Consider the following 16,552-nt stretch of genomic DNA (forward strand, 5'->3'; position numbering starts at 1 on the left):
CCGCCCGCATCGGTCCATGGCCCACGCTCCGCACCGGCAACAGGGCTTCACGCTGCTGGAGTTGATGGTGGTCGTGGCCCTGCTGGCCGTGGTGGTGGGCATGGCCTCGCTCTCGCTGCGCGACAGCGCCGCCGCCCGCCTGGATGAAGAGGCCGCACGCCTGTCGGCCCTGCTCGAAGGCGCCCGGGCCCGCTCACGGGCGATGGGTGTGGAGGTGGAGTGGCAACCGCTGCCCGACCAGCCCGGCTTCCGTTTCGTCGGCCTGCCCGACACCGTGCACCTGCCCGACCGCTGGCTGGACGAAGGCACCCACGCGGAAATCATCGGCGCAAGCTCGCTGGTGCTGGGGCCGGAGCCGGTCATCGGCGCGCAGCGCGTGGTGCTGAGCCTGGGCGAGCGGCGCGTGGTGCTGGCCACCGACGGCCTGGGCGCATTTGCACCGCTGGCCGAGCCGGAAGGGAAACCCGCGCCGTGAACCCGCGCGCTCCTCATCGTCGCCCTAGACGCGGCTTCACCCTCGTCGAGGTGCTGGTGGCGGTGGCCATCGTGGCCATCGCACTGGCGGCCGGCAGCCGCGCCGCCGGTTCGCTGCTGGGCAATGCCCAGCGCCTGTCCGACGTGACACTGGGCCAGTGGTGTGCCACCAACGTGCTCACCGGCATCAAGCTGGCCAAGCAGTACCCGGACATCGGCACCAGCAGCGGCGAATGCGAGGAACTGGGCCGAACCTTCACGAACACGCTGAAGGTGCAGGCGACCCTGAACCCCAACTTCCGCCGCGCGGATGTGGTGATCACCGACGAGGCGGGGGTCAATCTGGTGACCCTGTCCACCGTCCTGTCGCGCTACTGATGCCTTCCCGCGTCCACACCGCTCCGCCCCGCCATCCCCTGCGCGGCTTCACGCTGGTCGAGGTGCTGGTGGCCCTGTTCATCATGGCCGTGCTGGCCATGATGGCCTGGCGCGGCATCGACGCCCTGGTGCGTTCCCGCGATGGCGCGCAGGGCAATGCCCAGCAGATCCTGCTCCTGTCGACCACCGTCAACCAGTGGGAACAGGATCTGGCCCAGCTGCAGCGCACGCCCGGCGTCCCGGCGTTGAAGTTCGATGGCGCCGCGCTGCGCCTGACCCGGCGCGCCAAGGACGGCATGGTGCTGGTCGTCTGGACGATGCAGGGCGACACCCTGTACCGCTGGGCCTCCCCGGCGACGAGCCGCGTGGCCGAACTCCAGGAGTGGTGGATGCGCAGCCAGCAATGGTCCGGCATCCGCGAGGGCGCACTGCCCATGCTCAGCCAGCTCTCCGAGTGGCAGGTCTACTACTACCGCCAGGGCGACAACACCTGGAGCAACGCGCAGTCCAGCGCGGGGCGCAGCAATGCCGCTCCGGTGGCGGGCGCCCCCTCCACCCCGGGCGGCAGCGGCGACGGCAGCACGCCCCCGGACACCACGAGCGACGAGGAAGACGCCGACCAGCTGCCCCAGGGGGTGCGCCTGGTGCTGCGGCTGCCAGCCGGCCCGCTGACCCGCGACGTGCTGCTCTCGGGGGACCACTGATGCGCCGGCCCCCCCGCCGCCCCCAGCGCGGGGCCGCCCTGCTGCTGGCCATGGTCATCGTGACCCTGGTGGCCACGCTGGCCGCCGGCATGGTGTGGCAGCAGTGGCGGGCCATCGAGGTGGAGACCGCCGAGCGGGCCCGGGTGCAGTCCTCCTGGCTGCTGGACGGCGCCCTGGACTGGGCCCGACTGATCCTGCGCGAGGACGCCCGCGAAGGCGGCTCCGACGCCCTGACCGAACCCTGGGCCACCGGCTTGGCCGAGATCCGCCTGTCCACCTTCCTGTCCACCGACAAGGACAACACCGACACCGGCATCGACGCCTTCCTCTCGGGGGACATCGCCGACGCCCAGGCCCGCTACAACCTGCAGAACCTGGCCACCGACGACAGCAAGATGTACCAGGCCGAGCTGGCCATCTTCTCCCGCCTGTGCGACCTGCTGGGCCTGCCCGCCGGCGTGGCCACCCAGATCGGCGAGGCCATGCAGGCGGCCAGCGATGCGCAGGACCTGGCCGACGAGGGCCAGAAGGTCCAGGCCGGGGCCCCCGTGCAGGTCCAGCGGGTCGCCCAGCTGCGTTGGCTGGGCCTGGACCAGACGACCCTCGCCAAGCTCGAACCCTATGTCGTCATCCTCCCGCAACGCACGCCGGTCAACATCAACACCGCACCGCCCGAGGTGCTGATGGCCGCCATCGACGGACTGGACCGCGCCAGCGCCCAGCGCCTGGTGCAGCAGCGGCAGACGCTCAAGAAGGGCTTCGACCAAATCAGCGCCGCGCAGAGCCTGCTGGGCGGCAAGGTCAAGCTCAGCGCCCAGAACGTGGGCACCGTCAGCGGCTACTTCCTGGTCACGGGCCAGCTGCGCTACGAGGATTCGGTGCTGCGCGAGGTCTCGCTGGTGCAGCGCCGCGGGCTGAACGTGCGCGTGCTCTGGCGCGAGCGCGTCCCCGTGTAAAACCCCCCAAGCGATGCATTCAAGCCCCGCCCGGACCAAGCCACAATAGGACGTCGGCCCCTGCGGTCCCGGCCTTCCTGCCCTGTCGTCTTCATCCCATGTCCCTCCTGATCGTCCAGTTGCCAGCCTCCCCCCGGCTGTCCGCCCAGAGCGCCGACACCGCCGACGTGCCGTCCGCCGAGGAGCTGGACTACGCCTTCAGCCAGGATGGCATCCACCTGACCCGCAGCGGTCGGGCCGCGCTGGCCGAGCTGCCCGCCGCGACGCAACGGGTGGCGGTGCTGGCGCCGGGCGACGTCAGCTGGCACCGTGTCACCCTGCCCAAGGCCTCGGGCCTGCGCCTGCGCCAGGCCCTGGCCGGCCTGCTGGAGGAAGCCCTGCTGGACGATGAGGCCGAACTCCACCTGGCCCTGCCGCCCCAGGCGCGCGGCGGCGAGACGGTGTGGGTCGCGGCCATCAACCGCAGTTGGTTGCGCGGCCAGATCGCCCGGCTGGAACCCAGCGGCCAGACCCTGGACCGGGTGGTGCCGGCCTGGCGCCCCGACGGCAGCACCGCCGCCCATGTGCACGGCGACCCCGAACACCCGCTGCTGGCCTGGCGCGACGCCCAGGGCGCGCTGTGCGTGCCGCTGAGCTGCGCGCGCGCGCTGTTGCAAGCGGTGCCGGCCGAAGAGAGCGTGCACTGGACCGCCACCCCCGACACCGCAGGCCAGGCGGCCGAACTGGCCGGCGCGCCGGTGGCCGCCCTGTCGCCGGGCGAGGCCCTGATGCAGGCCGCCGCCGGCGAATGGAACCTGCGCCAGTTCGATCTGGCCACCCAACGCCGCGGCCACCGCGCCTTGCGCGAGAAGCTGCTGCCCCTGTGGCGCAGCCCGCGCTGGCGCCCGGCCCGCATCGGCCTGGCCACCCTGCTGCTGGTGCAGCTGGTGGGGGCCAATGTCTGGGCCTGGCAGCAGCGCCACGCCCTGGCCCAGCGCCAGCAGAGCATGACCGCGCTGCTGCAGACCACCTTCCCGCAGGTGCGGGCCGTGATCGACGCGCCGGTGCAGATGCAGAAGGAGATCGACCTGCTGCGCGCCGCGGCCGGCAAGCCGGGCGAAACCGACCTCGAACCCCTGCTGGCCGCCGCCGAGGTGGCCTGGCCTTCGGGCCGCGGCCCGGCCAGCGCCCTGCACTACGAACCCGGCCGCCTGACCCTGACCAGCCCCGGCTGGTCGACACCCGAGGTGGACGGCTTCCGCAGCCGCCTGCTGCCCCTGGGCCTGGACGCCGAGCCTTCGGCCAACGGCCCCAGCATCGTGAAGGCCCGGCCCGGCGCCATGCCCCCGCTGGCGACCGCCCAGGCGCCCGCCGCCGCCGGCCCGCGGCCGGGGCCCGGGGCCCGCCCCGGCAGCCCGACCCAGGCCGCCCCGGCCCCCGATGACGAGGAAGAGGTGGACGTGTCCGGCCCGCCGCCGGCCAACGTGCCGGTCCGTCCGCTGGGCCGCGCCCCGGCGAGCCCGACCGCCCCTTCGGACGACGCACAACAATGACCGACAGTTCCACCGCACGCCCCTCGCTGGCCTCCGCGCTGGCCCCTCTGCAGGCCCGCTGGCAGACGCTCAACCCGCGCGAGCGCACGCTGGTGAGCGCCATGCTGGCCGCCCTGGGGCTGCTGCTGCTGTGGATGGTCCTCGTCCGCCCGGTCTGGAAGACCTGGCGCGAGGTGCCGGCGCAGGCCGAGGTCCTGGAAGCCCAGTGGCTGCAGATGCAGCGCCTGGCCAGCGAGGCCCAGCAGCTCAAGGGCCAGAGCCCCATCACCGCCGCGCAGGCCACCGAGGCCCTGCAGACCGCCACCCAGCGCCTGGGCGCGGTCGGTCAGCTGGCCATCGTGGGCGACCGAGCCACCCTGACCCTGAAGGCCGCCTCGCCCGACCAGCTGCGCAGCTGGCTGGGCGAAGCCCGCCAGGGCGCCCGCACCCGCCCCATCGAACTGCAGTTGCAGCGCGACGGCACCGGCCATTTCAGCGGCCGTGTCGTGGTGGCCCTGCCGGGACAGCCGTGAGCCCGACCTCCACCCTCCGTCCGCGCTTCGGCGCCCCGCGCCGCGCCACCGAGACCCGGCCGGACGCCCGCCCGCGCGCCTGGGCCTGGGCCGGTGCCGCCCTGGGCCTGCTGGTGGCCCTGCCGGTGACGCTGCCCGCCGCCTGGATGGCCGGCCTGGTGTCCCGCGCCACCGAAGGCCGGCTGCAGCTGGCCGAGGCCGAAGGGCCCTGGTGGGACGGCAGTGCCCTGCCGGTGCTCACCGGCGGGCCGGGCAGCCGCGATGCCTCGGTGCTGCCCTCGCGCCTGCACTGGCGGGTGGGCCTGCACTGGAACGGGCTGAGCCTGACCCTGTCGCAGCCCTGCTGCGCCACGGCCCCCTTCACGCTGCGCTGGCAGGCCGGCTGGCGCCAGCAGCGGGTCAGCCTGGAGGCCGCCAGCGGTGAGCTGCTGGGCCAGTGGCCGGCCAGCTGGCTGATCGGCCTGGGCGCCCCCTGGAACACGCTGCGCCCGGACGGCCAGCTGCGCCTGAGCAGCCACGGCCTGACCCTGCTGTCCGGTCCCCAGGGTTGGTCCCTGCAGGGCCAGGCCCAGGCGGAGCTGCTGCAGGCCTCCTCGCGGCTGGTGCCCCTGGACAGCCTGGGCAGCTACCGGCTGCAGGTCTTCGGCCAGCCCGACGGGCCGGCCCGCGTCAACCTGCAGACCCTGGAGGGGGCGCTGCGGCTGCAGGGCCAGGGCGAGTGGCGCCAGGGCCAGCTGCACTTCCAGGGCCAGGCCCAGGCCGCCGAGGGCCAGGAGCCCGTCCTGAACAATCTGCTGAACATCATCGGCCGCCGCCAGGGCGCGCGGTCCATCATTTCCATCGGGTGAACATGAGCTCTTCGAACCACCACGCAACGCGCGGCCCCGTGGCCGCCTCGCAGCCCCGGCTGAAGCCCCTGGCCTTCATCCTGTCGCTGAGCCTGGCCGCACCGCTGCCGGGCCGCGCCGCGGGCGACGATCCCCCGATGCCGGCCACCCGGGCCCGGGCCCCGGTGACGCTGAACTTCGTCGATGCCGATGTGGACGCCGTCTCGCGCGCCATCGGCACCATGCTGGACCGGCAGATCGTGGTGGACCCGCGGGTGCGCGGCAAGATCACCGTCACCAGCGAGAAGCCGCAGCCGCCGCTGGAGGCCTGGCGCAGCTACCTGGCCGCCCTGCGCGGCCTGGGCTTCACCGTGGTGGAAAACGCAGGCCTGCTCAAGGTGGTGCCCGAGGCCGAGGCCAAGCTGCAGGCCGGCACCGTGACCGTGGGCACGCCCACGGCCCATGGCGACCAGGTGGTCACCCAGATCTTCCGTCTGAACCACGAGAACCCGAACAACCTGGTGGCGGTGCTGCGCCCGCTGATCAGTGCCAACAACACGATCAACGCCAACCCCAGCAACGGCACCCTGGTCATCACCGACTACGCGGACAACCTGCAGCGCCTGGGCAAGATCATCGCCGCGCTGGACCAGCCCGCCGCCTCCGAGATCGAGATCGTGCCGGTGCGCTACGCCATGGCCTCGGACCTGGCACCGCTGATCCAGAAGCTCAGCGACGTGGCCGCCAGCAATGCCCCGGGCGCGGCTGCCGTGGCCCAGAGCGGCAGCGCCACCACCATCATGGTGGAGCCGCGCACCAACGCCCTGGTGATCCGCGCCGCCAACCCCACCCGCATGGCCGCGGCCAAGGCCCTGATCGAGAAGCTCGACCGCCCCGTACCGGGCGGCGGCCCGGCCGGCAACATCTGGGTGGTCTACCTGAAGAACGCCGATGCGGTGCGCCTGGCCGAGGTGCTGCGCGCGGCCATGGCCAGCGGCGCGGCCGCGGCCAGCGGGTCCAACAGCGGGGCCGCCGGCACCGGCGGTCTGGCGGGTGCCAGCGGCAGCAGCGCACGCCCCACCGCCACGGCCACCAACCCGGGCGGACTGGGGACGACCAACAGCTCGAGTGCCACGAGTGCGCTGTCCAGCGCCTCGACCACGCCGGTCAGTGCCACCGCCTCGGTATCCACCGGCGGCCAAATCCAGGCCGACCCGGCCACCAACTCGCTGATCATCTCGGCACCGGAGCCCGTCTACCGCCAGATGCGCCAGGTGATCGACCAACTCGACACCCGCCGCGCCCAGGTCTACGTGGAGACCATGATCGTCAAGGTGGATGCGGCCAAGGCCGCGCAGTTCGGCGTGCAGTGGCAGGGCATCCTGGGCAGCACCAGCAACAACACCATCGGCTACGTCGGCACCAACTACGGCAGCACCGGCAACATCGCCAACCTGACCCTGGCGCAGTTCGGCGGCACCAGCACCAGCTCCAGCGGAACAAGCAGCACCAGCACCGCTGCCTCGCTGAACCAGGGCATCAACATCGGCATCCTGAACAAGATCAACGGCGCCTTCACACTGGGGGCCCTGGCCAACTTCCTGCAGACCCAATCCGGTGCCAACGTGCTGTCGACGCCGAACCTGGTCGCGCTGGACAACGAGGAGGCCAAGATCGTCATCGGCTCCAACGTGCCCTTCGTGACCGGCAGCTACACCAACACCGGCGGCAGCAGCAACTCGGTCAACCCGTTCCAGACCGTCGAGCGCAAGGACGTGGGCATCGTGCTGCGCATCAAGAGCCAGATCGGCGAGGGCGGCACCATCCGCATGACGGTCTACCAGGAGAACTCCACCCTGCGCTCGGACGGCAGCTCCATCACCGACAAGAGCTCGATCGAGACCACCGTGGTGGTGGACGACGGCCAGACCATGGTGCTGGGCGGCCTGCTCAAGGACGAGTACGGCGACGCCGACAACAAGGTGCCGCTGCTGGGCAGCATTCCGCTGGTGGGCAAGCTCTTCAGCAACACCAACCGCACGCGCACCAAGACCGACCTGATGCTGTTCCTGCGGCCGGTGATCATCCGGGACAACAACTCGATGGACAAGCTGGTGGTGGACCGCTACGACGCCATCCGCGCGCTGCAGCAGAACGCCCAGCCGGAGAAGGACATCCTGCTGCCGGTGGACAGCGCGCCGCTGCTGCCGGCCCGTCAGCCGGGTCAGCCGGTGCCGGCCTCCCCGCTGGTCACCCGGCCTTTCGAGGCCCCGCAGGCGCCCGCCGACGGCGCCTCGGCTCCCGCCTCCGCACCGAACTGACGCCATGGGCCAGCGACACCCCCTGCCCTACGCCTTCGCCAAGGCGAACACCCTGCTGCTGGAGGACGACGGCCGGCAGCTCGTGCTGCACTGTGCCGACAGCAGCCCGCGCAGCGCGCTGGGCGAGGTGCTTCGGCTGTACGCCGTGGACCGTCTGGAAGCCGTGCCGGCCGAGGCCCTGGCCCGCCGCCTGGCCGAGGCCTATGCCGGAGGCGAGGGCAGTGCCGCCTCGGTGATCGGCGAGGTCGAGAGCGCGGTGGACCTCTCCCGCATGATGCAGGAGCTGCCGGCGGTGGAGGACCTGCTGGAAGCCGCCAACGACGCGCCCATCATCCGCATGCTCAACGCCCTGCTGACGCAGGCGGCCAAGGACGGCGCGAGTGACATCCACATCGAGCCCTACGAGCGCAGCAGCTCGGTGCGCTTCCGGGTGGACGGCACGCTGCGCGAGGTGGTGCAGCCCAACAAGGCCCTGCACGCCGCGCTGATCAGCCGGCTGAAGATCATGGCCGAGCTCGACATCGCCGAGAAGCGCCTGCCGCAGGACGGCCGCATCAGCCTGCGCATCGGCGGCAAGGCCATCGACGTGCGGGTCTCGACCCTGCCCAGCGCGCACGGCGAACGCGCCGTGCTGCGTCTGCTGGACAAGAGCGAATCCAAGTTCACGCTGGAAGGCCTGGGCATGGACGGCGCCGTGCTCAACGCCTTCGACGACCTGGTGCACCAGCCCCACGGCATCGTGCTGGTCACCGGCCCGACCGGCTCCGGCAAGACCACCACGCTGTACGCCAGCCTGGGCCGGCTGGACACCGCCACCACCAACATCCTGACGGTGGAAGACCCGGTCGAGTACGAGCTGCCCGGCATCGGCCAGACCCAGGTCAACGCCAAGATCGACCTCACCTTCGCCAAGGCCCTGCGCGCCATCCTGCGCCAGGACCCGGACGTGATCATGATCGGCGAGATCCGCGACTTCGAGACTGCGCAGATCGCCATCCAGGCCTCGCTGACCGGTCACCTGGTGCTGGCCACGCTGCACACCAACGACGCGCCCTCGGCCGTCACCCGCCTGATCGACATGGGCGTGGAGCCCTTCCTGCTCAGCTCCAGCCTGCTGGGCGTGCAGGCCCAGCGCCTGGTGCGCAAGCTCTGCACCCACTGCAAGAAGCCCGGCGAGCCCGGCCCCGGTGGCCAGCCACGCTGGGTCGCCGTGGGCTGCCCCGAATGCGGCGGCAGCGGCTACAAGGGCCGCACCGGTGTCTACGAGCTGATGACGGTGGACCCGGCGGTGCAGGCCCTGATCCACAGCCAGGCGGCCGAGAGCGAGATCGTCGAGGCCGCCCGCCGCAACGGCCTGCGCTCGATGCGCGAGGACGGCGAGCGCCTGGTGGCCCAGGGCATCACCTCCCTGGAAGAAGTGCTGCGCGTGACCCGCGACTGAGCCCCGCCCCACCATGTCCGCATTCAAGTACGAGGCCCTCAACGACGCCGGCAAGACGGTGCATGGCCTGGTCGAGGCCGACAACGCCAAGGCCGCGCGCGCCCTGGTGCGGGGCCAGGGCCTGGTGCCGCTGGCCGTCACCGCGGTGGCCATGGTCGAAGCCGCCGGCGGCCGCTCCATGATGCCGCGCGGCCGACGGGCCTTCACCAACAGCGGCCTGACCGTCTGGACCCGCCAGCTGGCCGGCCTGGTGAGCTCGGGCCTGCCGCTGGAGCGGGCGCTGACCGCCCTGTCCGACGAGGCCGAGGAGCCGCGCCAGCGCGAGCTCATCGCCCACCTGCGCAGCGAGGTCAACGCCGGCAGCCCCTTCGCCCGCGCCCTGTCCACCGCGCCGCGCGAATTCGATGACGTCTACCGCGCCGTGGTGGCCGCCGGCGAGGCCAGCGGCGCCCTGGGCCCGGTGCTGGACCGCCTGGCCAACGACCTCGAAGAACGCCAGGCCCTGCGCGCCAAGTTGATCGGCGCCATGCTCTACCCGGCCATCGTCTCGCTGATCGCGGTGGTCATCGTGACCTTCCTGGTCAGCTACGTGGTGCCGCAGGTGGCCTCGGTGTTCGCCAACGGCAAGCACGCGCTGCCGGGCCTGACGGTGGCCATGCTGGCCATCAGCGGCTTCGTGCGGCACTGGGGCCTGCTGGTCGTGCTGCTGCTGGCGGCCGGCGTGGGCGGCCTGCTGCTGGCCCTGCGCAAGCCGGCTTTCCGGGAACGTTTCGACGCCGGCATCCTGACGGTGCCGCTGGTGGGCCGGCTCTCGCGCGGCTACAACGCGGCCCGCTTCGCCGGCACCCTGGCCATGCTGGCCAGCGCCGGCGTGCCCATCCTGAAGGCGCTGCAGGCCGCGGCCGAGACACTGGGCAACCACGCCATGCGGGCCGACGCGATGGACGCCCTGGTGCAGGTGCGCGAGGGCGCGCCGCTGGCCTCCGCCCTGGCGGGCAAGAAGCGCTTTCCCGGCCTGCTGGCCATGTTCGCCCGCTTGGGCGAACAGACCGGCCAACTGCCCGTGATGCTGGACCGCGCCGCCCGCCAGCTGGGCAGCGAGGTGCAGCGCCGCGCGCTGGCGGTGGCCACCCTGCTCGAGCCGTTGCTCATCGTCGCCATGGGCGGCGTGGTGATGCTGATCGTGCTGGCCGTGCTGCTGCCCATCATCCAGCTCAACACCTGGGTGAAATGAACGGAGGCCGCCGCCCGGCGGTCGCGTTCAATGCAGCATGAAGCGCTCCAGCAGTGCGCCGAGCCACTGCAGGCCATCGGCCCACTGGTCGGTGCTGCGGCAGAGCTGATCGGCCAGCAGGAAGAACTGGAACGAGGCCAGCGCCACCCAGCGCCCCATCACCAGCACCCGGGGGGGCCGCCCGACCGGTGACGGCAGCGCGCCAGGTGCCGAGCAACGCCGCCGAAGCAGCCCGCGCCAGGCCTGCTGCGGTGCGCCCCGCAGCAGCAGGGCGGTGGACGACACAGCCAGCAGGCTGGCCCAGAGAAAGCCCAGGGCCCAGCCCCGATGCCAGGCCCGCTCGGCTGCATGCACAGCGGCCCGGGCCTCGGCCAGACGGGCCTGTTCGCCGGCATGCCAGGCATTCAGATGCGCCAGGAAGCCGGTGGCGGCGCGGTCCAGCTCGGTCGTGTAGCGCTGCGCCAGCCGGGAGGCCCCGTCGCCCGCCTGGCGGGCCGCGCGCAGGGCCTGCCAGGCTGCCCGGTAGGCCGTCTGGGCCTGCACGGTGTCGGCCTGCCACCCCGCCTCCTCCATGTCCAGCTGGGCCTGCACCGGCGCAGGCAGGCGCTGGTGGGCCCGGCTGGCCTGGATGAGCGCCTGTCCCAGCGCGGGATCGTCCGTCAGCGCGGCCGCGGCCTCGCGCATCAGCCCGGCGGGCGCGGCGGCCTGCCATTGGGCCACACCGTCCGCCACCTGGGTTGCGGCCTGCAGCCGGGCCTGCAACAGCGGACGCGTCTGCGCCAGCCGCTGCAACAGCAGGGCTTGCAGGACCAGCAGGGCAGCCGCCGTGGCGGCCACCAGCATCAGCCAGCGGTTGGAGGAAAGGCGCAGCCGGAGCATGGCCCCATTCTTCAAAGCCGGGGTCCGCTCCGCTCCATGAAAAAGCCGCCCCGGGGGGCGGCTGATCGGGGCATCCGGGACGGTGCCGCCCCGGGCTCAGGCTCTCCTCAAGCCTCCAGGCGGAAGGTGGAGACCGTGCCGCTCAGGCGGCCAGCCTGGTCCTTCAGGCTCTCGGCGGCGGCGGTCGACTGCTCGACCAGGGCCGCGTTCTGCTGGGTCATGCGGTCCAGGTCGGTCACCGCCAGGTTCACCTGACCGATGCCCTGGCTCTGCTCGCGGGTGGCCGAGCTGATCTCGCCGATGATGTCGGTCACGCGCTGCACGCTGGCCACGATCTCGGACATGGTGCTGCCCGCGTCGCCGACCAGGCGCGACCCGGTTTCCACGCGCTCGACGCTGGCCCCGATGAGCGACTTGATCTCGCGGGCGGCCTCGGCACTGCGGCTGGCCAGGTTGCGCACCTCGCCGGCCACGACGGCAAAGCCGCGGCCCTGTTCCCCGGCGCGGGCGGCTTCCACCGCCGCGTTCAGCGCCAGGATGTTGGTCTGGAAGGCGATGCCGTCGATCACGCCGATGATGTCGGCGATCTTCTGGCTGGCCTGGTGGATCTCGGTCATCGTGGCCACCACCTCGCCCACCACCGCGCCACCGCGCTGGGCCACGTCGGCGGCCGAGGTCGCCAGTTGGTTGGCCTGGGCTGCGGCATCGGCGCTGTTGCGCACGGTGCTGGTGAGCTGCTCCATCGCCGAGGCGGTCTCCTCCAGGTTGGAGGCAGTCTGCTCGGTGCGGGCGCTCAGGTCCTGGTTGCCGGTGGCGATCTGGGTGCTGGCGGTGGAGATGCTGTCCACCGCGCGCCGCACCTCGTGCACCGTCTTGCGCAGGGCCTCGCGCATCGCGTCGATGGCCTGCATCAGCTGGCCGGTTTCGTCGCGGGCATAGTGGCGCCGGGCCGGCTGGCTCAGGTCCATCCGGGCCACGGCCTGCGCGGCCGCCTCGGCCTCGCGCAGCGGCACGGTGATGCTGCGGGTCAGCTGCCAGGCCAGGGCCATCCCGATCACGACGGACAGCAGCCCGACGACCACCAGCACGGTGGTGGCGCGCAGACGCAGGGCCTGCACCCGCTCGGCGGAAGCGTCGAAGGTCCGACGCTGCATCTCCACCAGGCTCTGGACGCCAGCCAGGTAGGCCGCGGACGTGGGCTCGAACTGCTCGGCGAAGAGCTTGGCCGCACCCTCCACGTCGCCGGCCTTCTTCAGCCGGCTGACCTGCTCGCGTGCGGCCAGGTAAGCCTTGCGCAGCGCGGTCACCTTGGCGAACTCGGCCTTCTCCTCGTCGGTGTCCATGGCCGCCTCGATCACCTTCTGGAGGTCGTTCGTCTCGGCGATGGCCTTGGCGCTGGCCGGAGCGAAGTACTCCACCAGGCTGGGGTCGCTGCTCTTGGCGATGGCCGCGGCGCGCTGCACCCCGGCGGTGGTGTTGTTGAGCCAAGCCTCACCGGCACGCTCGACCTTGAGCTGGTCGTCCACCATGGCGCTGACCTCCCGACCGAGGTCGCGGAGCATCAGCACGCTGGCGATGCCGCTGAGCAGCGACAGGCCGAGGATGACGGACAGGACCAGGATCAGGCGGCGCCCGATGGTCACGTTCTGAAGCCACATGGACAGTCTCCTGGATTGGAATGAATGCGAAAGGCACTCAGGCAGAACGCGGCATTCTTCACGGGCCGACGCTCGCCGATCGGTGGAAAAGCCGGGGCATGACCCGACCACGCCCGGGCCCGGGTTTTGCTAAAACAGCAACTGAGCCCGCATCCGGCCGCTGATCGCGACTTGGACGCGGCGGGTGCTTTGCTGCAATGAAGGCACCGGGGCGGCCGGTGCCGGATCGGATGGAGGTTGCATGTCCACGTCTCACGAGCTCATGACCGTTCAGGGCGCATCGATCCCGATCGCCCGCATGCGCAACGTCTACCGCGTCAACGAGGTGGAGCAGCGCCTGTCCAAGCTGCCGGACCGCGAACATGAACACCTGCGTACCACCTACGAGCGCATGCTCGAAAAAGGGCCCGAGCGCTTCCAGGTCAAGCCCGCCGGCCTGCCGGCCATGGACCACCTCTACGACGAGCTGCCCAACTTCCACGAGGCGCTGGACGACCTCAAGCGCCAGATCGCGCTGGTGGAAGACAGCCGCGACGCGCTGGAGATCACCCCCATGCTGCTGCTGGGCCCGCCCGGCGTGGGCAAGACCCATTTCGCCCGTGAGGTGGCCCAGCTGCTGGGCACCGGCATGGGCTTCATCAGCATGAGCGCGCTGACCGCCGGCTGGGTGCTCTCGGGCGCCTCCAGCCAGTGGAAGGGCGCGCGCCCCGGCAAGGTTTTCGAGACCCTGGTGGACGGCCAGTACGCTAACCCGGTGATGGTGGTCGACGAGATCGACAAGGCCCGTGGCGAGCATGCCTACGACCCGCTGGGGGCGCTCTACAGCCTGCTAGAGCACGACACCGCCCACAGCTTCATCGACGAGTTCGCCGAGGTGCCCATCGACGCCAGCCAGGTGATCTGGGTGGCCACCGCCAACGACGAACGCAGCATCCCCGAGCCCATCCTGAACCGGATGAACGTCTACGAGGTGCAGATGCCCGACCTGGAGGCTGCCCGGGCCATCGCCCGGCGGCTCTACCAGTCCATCCGCGCCGCCCACGCCTGGGGCGAGCGCTTCGACGAATCTCCGTCGGATGCCGTGCTGGACCGGCTGGCCGAGGTGGCCCCGCGCGAGATGCGCCGGGCCTGGATGACCGCCTTCGGCAATGCCCGCCTGGATGGCCGCGGCACCCTGCTGCTCAAGGACCTGCCCGCGGCCGGCAGCAGCCGCAAGGCGGCCATCGGCTTCATGCACTGAACGGCCGCTCCTGGCGCCTACACTCGCGGTGACGGTGGCCTGCCGCCACCGCGAGATGGAGCGCGCATGGACCTTTCGGCTTCGACCCTGTGGTGGCTGGCCACGGGTGCGCTGGTGGTGCTGGAACTCACCAGCGCCACCTTCTACCTGCTGATGCTGGCCGCCGGCACCGCCGCGGCCGCCCTGGCTGCGCATGCGGGCCTGGGCGTGACCGCGCAGATCGTTATCGCCGCCGGCGTGGGCGGCGGCGCCACCGCCCTGCTCTACCGGCTGCGCCGCCAGCGGATCCAGGTGGCCCCGGCGCCGCAGAACCGCGACCTGCACCTGGACATCGGTGCCACCGTGCAGGTGAGCCACTGGAACCCCGACGGCACGACCCGGGTCGACCACCGGGGCACCCAGTGGAATGCCCGGCTCGCGCACGGGCACAGCGGGCAGCCGGGCCCGCACCGCATCAGTGCGGTCGAGGCCCAGGGCCTGGTGCTGGTGCCCCTGTCCCCCGCGGCCTGATCCTCCCAACCTTCATCCAGGAACCGACCCATGGAAATCGCCCTCGTGCTGCTGGTCATCGCGGCCATCGTCGTCAGCCAGTCCATCAAGATCGTGCCGCAGCAGCATGCCTGGGTGGTGGAGCGGCTGGGCAAGTACGACCGCACCCTCAGCCCCGGCCTGACCTTCGTGATGCCCTTCATCGAGCGGGTGGCCTACAAGCACTCGCTCAAGGAGGTGCCGCTGGACGTGCCCAGCCAGGTCTGCATCACCAAGGACAACACCCAGCTGCAGGTGGACGGCATCATCTACTTCCAGGTGACCGACCCGATGCGGGCCAGCTACGGCTCGAGCAACTACGTCTTCGCCATCACCCAGCTGGCGCAGACGCTGCTGCGCTCGGTGATCGGCAAGATGGAGCTGGACCGGACCTTCGAGGAACGCGACCAGATCAACGGCGCGGTGGTCAGCGCGCTGGACGACGCTGCCGCCAACTGGGGCGTGAAGGTGCTGCGCTACGAGATCAAGGACCTGACCCCGCCGGCCGAGATCCTGCGGGCCATGCAGGCCCAGATCACCGCCGAACGCGAGAAGCGCGCGCTGATCGCCGCCTCCGAGGGCCGCAAGCAGGAGCAGATCAACATCGCCACCGGCGAGCGCGAAGCCTTCATCGCCCGCTCTGAAGGTCAGCGTCAGGCCGAGATCAACAACGCCCAGGGCCAGGCGGCCGCCATCGTTGCCGTGGCCGAGGCCACCGCCCAGGCCATCCGCCAGGTGGCCGAGGCCATCCAGTCCCCCGGCGGCGAGCAGGCGGTGCAGCTCAAGGTGGCCGAGAAGGCGGTGGAGGCCTACGGCCAGCTGGCCCAGAAGAACAACACCATGATCGTGCCCGGTCACATGGGCGAGGTGGCCGGCCTGATCGGCACCGCGATGGCGCTGATGAAGGGCGGCGCCACGCCCGGCCCGCGCTGAACCACTGCGAGAGCCCGCCATGGCCGCCCTGCCCAACGACCGGCTGATGGTCGCCATCGCCTCGCGCGCCCTGTTCGACTTCGAGGAGGAGAACCGGCTGTTCGAGACCGGTGACGACCAGGGCTACATGGCCCTGCAGATGCAGCGTCTGGAGCAGCCGGCCGCGCCCGGCGTGGCCTTCTCGCTGGTGCAGAAGCTGCTGGCCTTCAACCGCGACCGGCCCCGGGTGGCGGTGGTCATCCTCTCGCGCAACGACCCGGTCTCCGGCATGCGCGTCTTCCGCAGCGCCCAGCACCATGGGCTGACGCTGGAGCGCGGCGTCTTCACCCGCGGCGAAAGCCCCTGGCGCTATCTGCGGCCGCTGCAGGCCCAGCTCTTTCTGTCGGCCAACGAGGCCGACGTGCGCTCGGCCCTGGCTGCGGGCGTGCCCGCCGCACGGGTGCTGCCGCACGCCCGCCAGGCCTCCGACGCCCACCCCGACGAACTGCGCATCGCCTTCGACGGCGACGCGGTGCTGTTCTCCGACGAGGCCGAGCAGGTCTTCCAGCGCGATGGTCTGGACGCCTTCCAGCAGCACGAGACCGAGCGGGCCGGCCGGCCCCTGCCCCCCGGCCCCTTCAAGCCCCTGCTGGACGCGCTGACCCGGCTGCGCCGGAGCACGCCCGAGACCGGCATGGGCCTGCGCACCGCGCTGGTCACCGCCCGCGGCGCGCCGGCGCACGAACGCGCCATCCGCACGCTGATGGCCTGGCAGGTGCCGGTGGACGAGGCCATGTTCCTGGGCGGCTGGGACAAGGGTCCCTTCCTGGCCGAGTTCGAGCCCGACTTCTTCTTCGACGACCAGACCGGGCATGTCGAGAACGCGGCCTCGCATGTGCCGGCCGGCCACGTGGATGCGGGCACGATGAACGCGCGCTGAAGCCCGGGACCGGCCT

The 16,552-nt window shown here is 71.7% G+C and carries 16 protein-coding genes; 14 read left to right on the plus strand and 2 right to left on the minus strand.

Going from position 1 to position 16,552, the window contains the following annotated elements:
- Window positions 1–16 precede the first annotated feature (16 nt).
- From LRM40_RS14340 to gspF, 10 genes are all read left to right on the plus strand, one after another.
- Complete coding sequence (locus tag LRM40_RS14340; RefSeq protein WP_151124652.1) at window positions 17–475, plus strand: prepilin-type N-terminal cleavage/methylation domain-containing protein; 459 nt, start codon at window positions 17–19, stop codon at window positions 473–475.
- On the plus strand, window positions 472–852 hold the full coding sequence (gspI, locus tag LRM40_RS14345; protein ID WP_151124651.1) for a type II secretion system minor pseudopilin GspI: 381 nt from the start codon (window positions 472–474) through the stop codon (window positions 850–852). Before LRM40_RS14340 ends, gspI begins: the two co-directional genes overlap by 4 nt.
- On the plus strand, window positions 852–1,556 hold the full coding sequence (locus tag LRM40_RS14350; RefSeq protein ID WP_151124650.1) for a PulJ/GspJ family protein: 705 nt from the start codon (window positions 852–854) through the stop codon (window positions 1,554–1,556). Before gspI ends, LRM40_RS14350 begins: the two co-directional genes overlap by 1 nt.
- Entirely contained in the window at window positions 1,556–2,512 is a 957-nt protein-coding gene (gspK, locus tag LRM40_RS14355; RefSeq protein ID WP_151124649.1) for a type II secretion system minor pseudopilin GspK, read from the plus strand. Before LRM40_RS14350 ends, gspK begins: the two co-directional genes overlap by 1 nt.
- A 98-nt stretch (window positions 2,513–2,610) precedes the next feature.
- A complete protein-coding gene (gene gspL, locus LRM40_RS14360; protein WP_231067565.1) occupies window positions 2,611–4,044 on the plus strand; it encodes a type II secretion system protein GspL in 1,434 nt (477 codons plus the stop codon).
- Window positions 4,041–4,556 (plus strand): type II secretion system protein M, encoded by a 516-nt coding sequence (locus tag LRM40_RS14365; RefSeq protein ID WP_151124278.1) that lies wholly within the window; start codon window positions 4,041–4,043, stop codon window positions 4,554–4,556. The genes gspL and LRM40_RS14365 overlap by 4 nt, the downstream gene beginning before the upstream one ends.
- Entirely contained in the window at window positions 4,553–5,404 is an 852-nt protein-coding gene (gene gspN / locus LRM40_RS14370; protein WP_231067566.1) for a type II secretion system protein N, read from the plus strand. The genes LRM40_RS14365 and gspN overlap by 4 nt, the downstream gene beginning before the upstream one ends.
- 2 nt (window positions 5,405–5,406) lie before the next feature.
- Entirely contained in the window at window positions 5,407–7,704 is a 2,298-nt protein-coding gene (gene gspD, locus LRM40_RS14375; RefSeq protein ID WP_151124277.1) for a type II secretion system secretin GspD, read from the plus strand.
- Window positions 7,705–7,708: 4 nt separating this feature from the next.
- Window positions 7,709–9,145, plus strand: a complete 1,437-nt coding sequence (gene gspE / locus LRM40_RS14380) for a type II secretion system ATPase GspE (protein WP_151124276.1) — start codon at window positions 7,709–7,711, stop codon at window positions 9,143–9,145.
- Between the two features lie 13 nt (window positions 9,146–9,158).
- Window positions 9,159–10,379: a type II secretion system inner membrane protein GspF gene (gene gspF / locus LRM40_RS14385; protein ID WP_151124275.1), complete on the plus strand. Its 1,221-nt coding sequence runs from the start codon at window positions 9,159–9,161 to the stop codon at window positions 10,377–10,379.
- Between the two features lie 27 nt (window positions 10,380–10,406).
- On the opposite strand, the gene LRM40_RS14390 is transcribed toward gspF, so the two are convergent.
- Both LRM40_RS14390 and LRM40_RS14395 read right to left on the minus strand, forming a co-directional pair.
- Window positions 10,407–11,258 (minus strand): hypothetical protein, encoded by an 852-nt coding sequence (locus tag LRM40_RS14390; RefSeq protein ID WP_151124274.1) that lies wholly within the window; start codon window positions 11,256–11,258, stop codon window positions 10,407–10,409.
- A gap of 107 nt (window positions 11,259–11,365) precedes the next feature.
- Window positions 11,366–12,916, minus strand: a complete 1,551-nt coding sequence (locus tag LRM40_RS14395) for a methyl-accepting chemotaxis protein (RefSeq protein ID WP_151124273.1) — start codon at window positions 12,914–12,916, stop codon at window positions 11,366–11,368.
- Window positions 12,917–13,157: 241 nt separating this feature from the next.
- Between LRM40_RS14395 and LRM40_RS14400 the strand changes: the two genes are divergently transcribed.
- The 4 genes from LRM40_RS14400 (at window position 13,158) to LRM40_RS14415 (ending at window position 16,536) form a co-directional block, all read left to right on the plus strand.
- Complete coding sequence (locus LRM40_RS14400; protein ID WP_151124272.1) at window positions 13,158–14,156, plus strand: AAA family ATPase; 999 nt, start codon at window positions 13,158–13,160, stop codon at window positions 14,154–14,156.
- Window positions 14,157–14,222: 66 nt separating this feature from the next.
- A complete protein-coding gene (locus LRM40_RS14405) occupies window positions 14,223–14,666 on the plus strand; it encodes an NfeD family protein (protein ID WP_151124271.1) in 444 nt (147 codons plus the stop codon).
- Between the two features lie 30 nt (window positions 14,667–14,696).
- Window positions 14,697–15,617, plus strand: coding sequence for an SPFH domain-containing protein (locus tag LRM40_RS14410; protein WP_151124270.1), 921 nt, complete (start codon window positions 14,697–14,699; stop codon window positions 15,615–15,617).
- A 19-nt stretch (window positions 15,618–15,636) separates the two neighbouring features.
- Window positions 15,637–16,536 (plus strand): 5'-nucleotidase, encoded by a 900-nt coding sequence (locus LRM40_RS14415; protein ID WP_151124269.1) that lies wholly within the window; start codon window positions 15,637–15,639, stop codon window positions 16,534–16,536.
- Window positions 16,537–16,552 lie beyond the last annotated feature (16 nt).

Source organism: Ideonella dechloratans, from assembly GCF_021049305.1.
Lineage (GTDB): Bacteria > Pseudomonadota > Gammaproteobacteria > Burkholderiales > Burkholderiaceae_C > Ideonella > Ideonella dechloratans.

Coding starts and splice junctions, on each gene's coding strand:
- LRM40_RS14340 (WP_151124652.1), top strand. CDS start 17: ATGGCCCACGCTCCGCACCGGCAACAGGGCTTCACGCTGCTGGAGTTG.
- LRM40_RS14350 (WP_151124650.1), top strand. CDS start 852: ATGCCTTCCCGCGTCCACACCGCTCCGCCCCGCCATCCCCTGCGCGGC.
- gspK (WP_151124649.1), top strand. CDS start 1,556: ATGCGCCGGCCCCCCCGCCGCCCCCAGCGCGGGGCCGCCCTGCTGCTG.
- gspL (WP_231067565.1), top strand. CDS start 2,611: ATGTCCCTCCTGATCGTCCAGTTGCCAGCCTCCCCCCGGCTGTCCGCC.
- LRM40_RS14365 (WP_151124278.1), top strand. CDS start 4,041: ATGACCGACAGTTCCACCGCACGCCCCTCGCTGGCCTCCGCGCTGGCC.
- gspD (WP_151124277.1), top strand. CDS start 5,407: ATGAGCTCTTCGAACCACCACGCAACGCGCGGCCCCGTGGCCGCCTCG.
- gspE (WP_151124276.1), top strand. CDS start 7,709: ATGGGCCAGCGACACCCCCTGCCCTACGCCTTCGCCAAGGCGAACACC.
- gspF (WP_151124275.1), top strand. CDS start 9,159: ATGTCCGCATTCAAGTACGAGGCCCTCAACGACGCCGGCAAGACGGTG.
- LRM40_RS14390 (WP_151124274.1), bottom strand. CDS start 11,258: ATGCTCCGGCTGCGCCTTTCCTCCAACCGCTGGCTGATGCTGGTGGCC.
- LRM40_RS14395 (WP_151124273.1), bottom strand. CDS start 12,916: ATGTGGCTTCAGAACGTGACCATCGGGCGCCGCCTGATCCTGGTCCTG.
- LRM40_RS14400 (WP_151124272.1), top strand. CDS start 13,158: ATGTCCACGTCTCACGAGCTCATGACCGTTCAGGGCGCATCGATCCCG.
- LRM40_RS14405 (WP_151124271.1), top strand. CDS start 14,223: ATGGACCTTTCGGCTTCGACCCTGTGGTGGCTGGCCACGGGTGCGCTG.
- LRM40_RS14410 (WP_151124270.1), top strand. CDS start 14,697: ATGGAAATCGCCCTCGTGCTGCTGGTCATCGCGGCCATCGTCGTCAGC.
- LRM40_RS14415 (WP_151124269.1), top strand. CDS start 15,637: ATGGCCGCCCTGCCCAACGACCGGCTGATGGTCGCCATCGCCTCGCGC.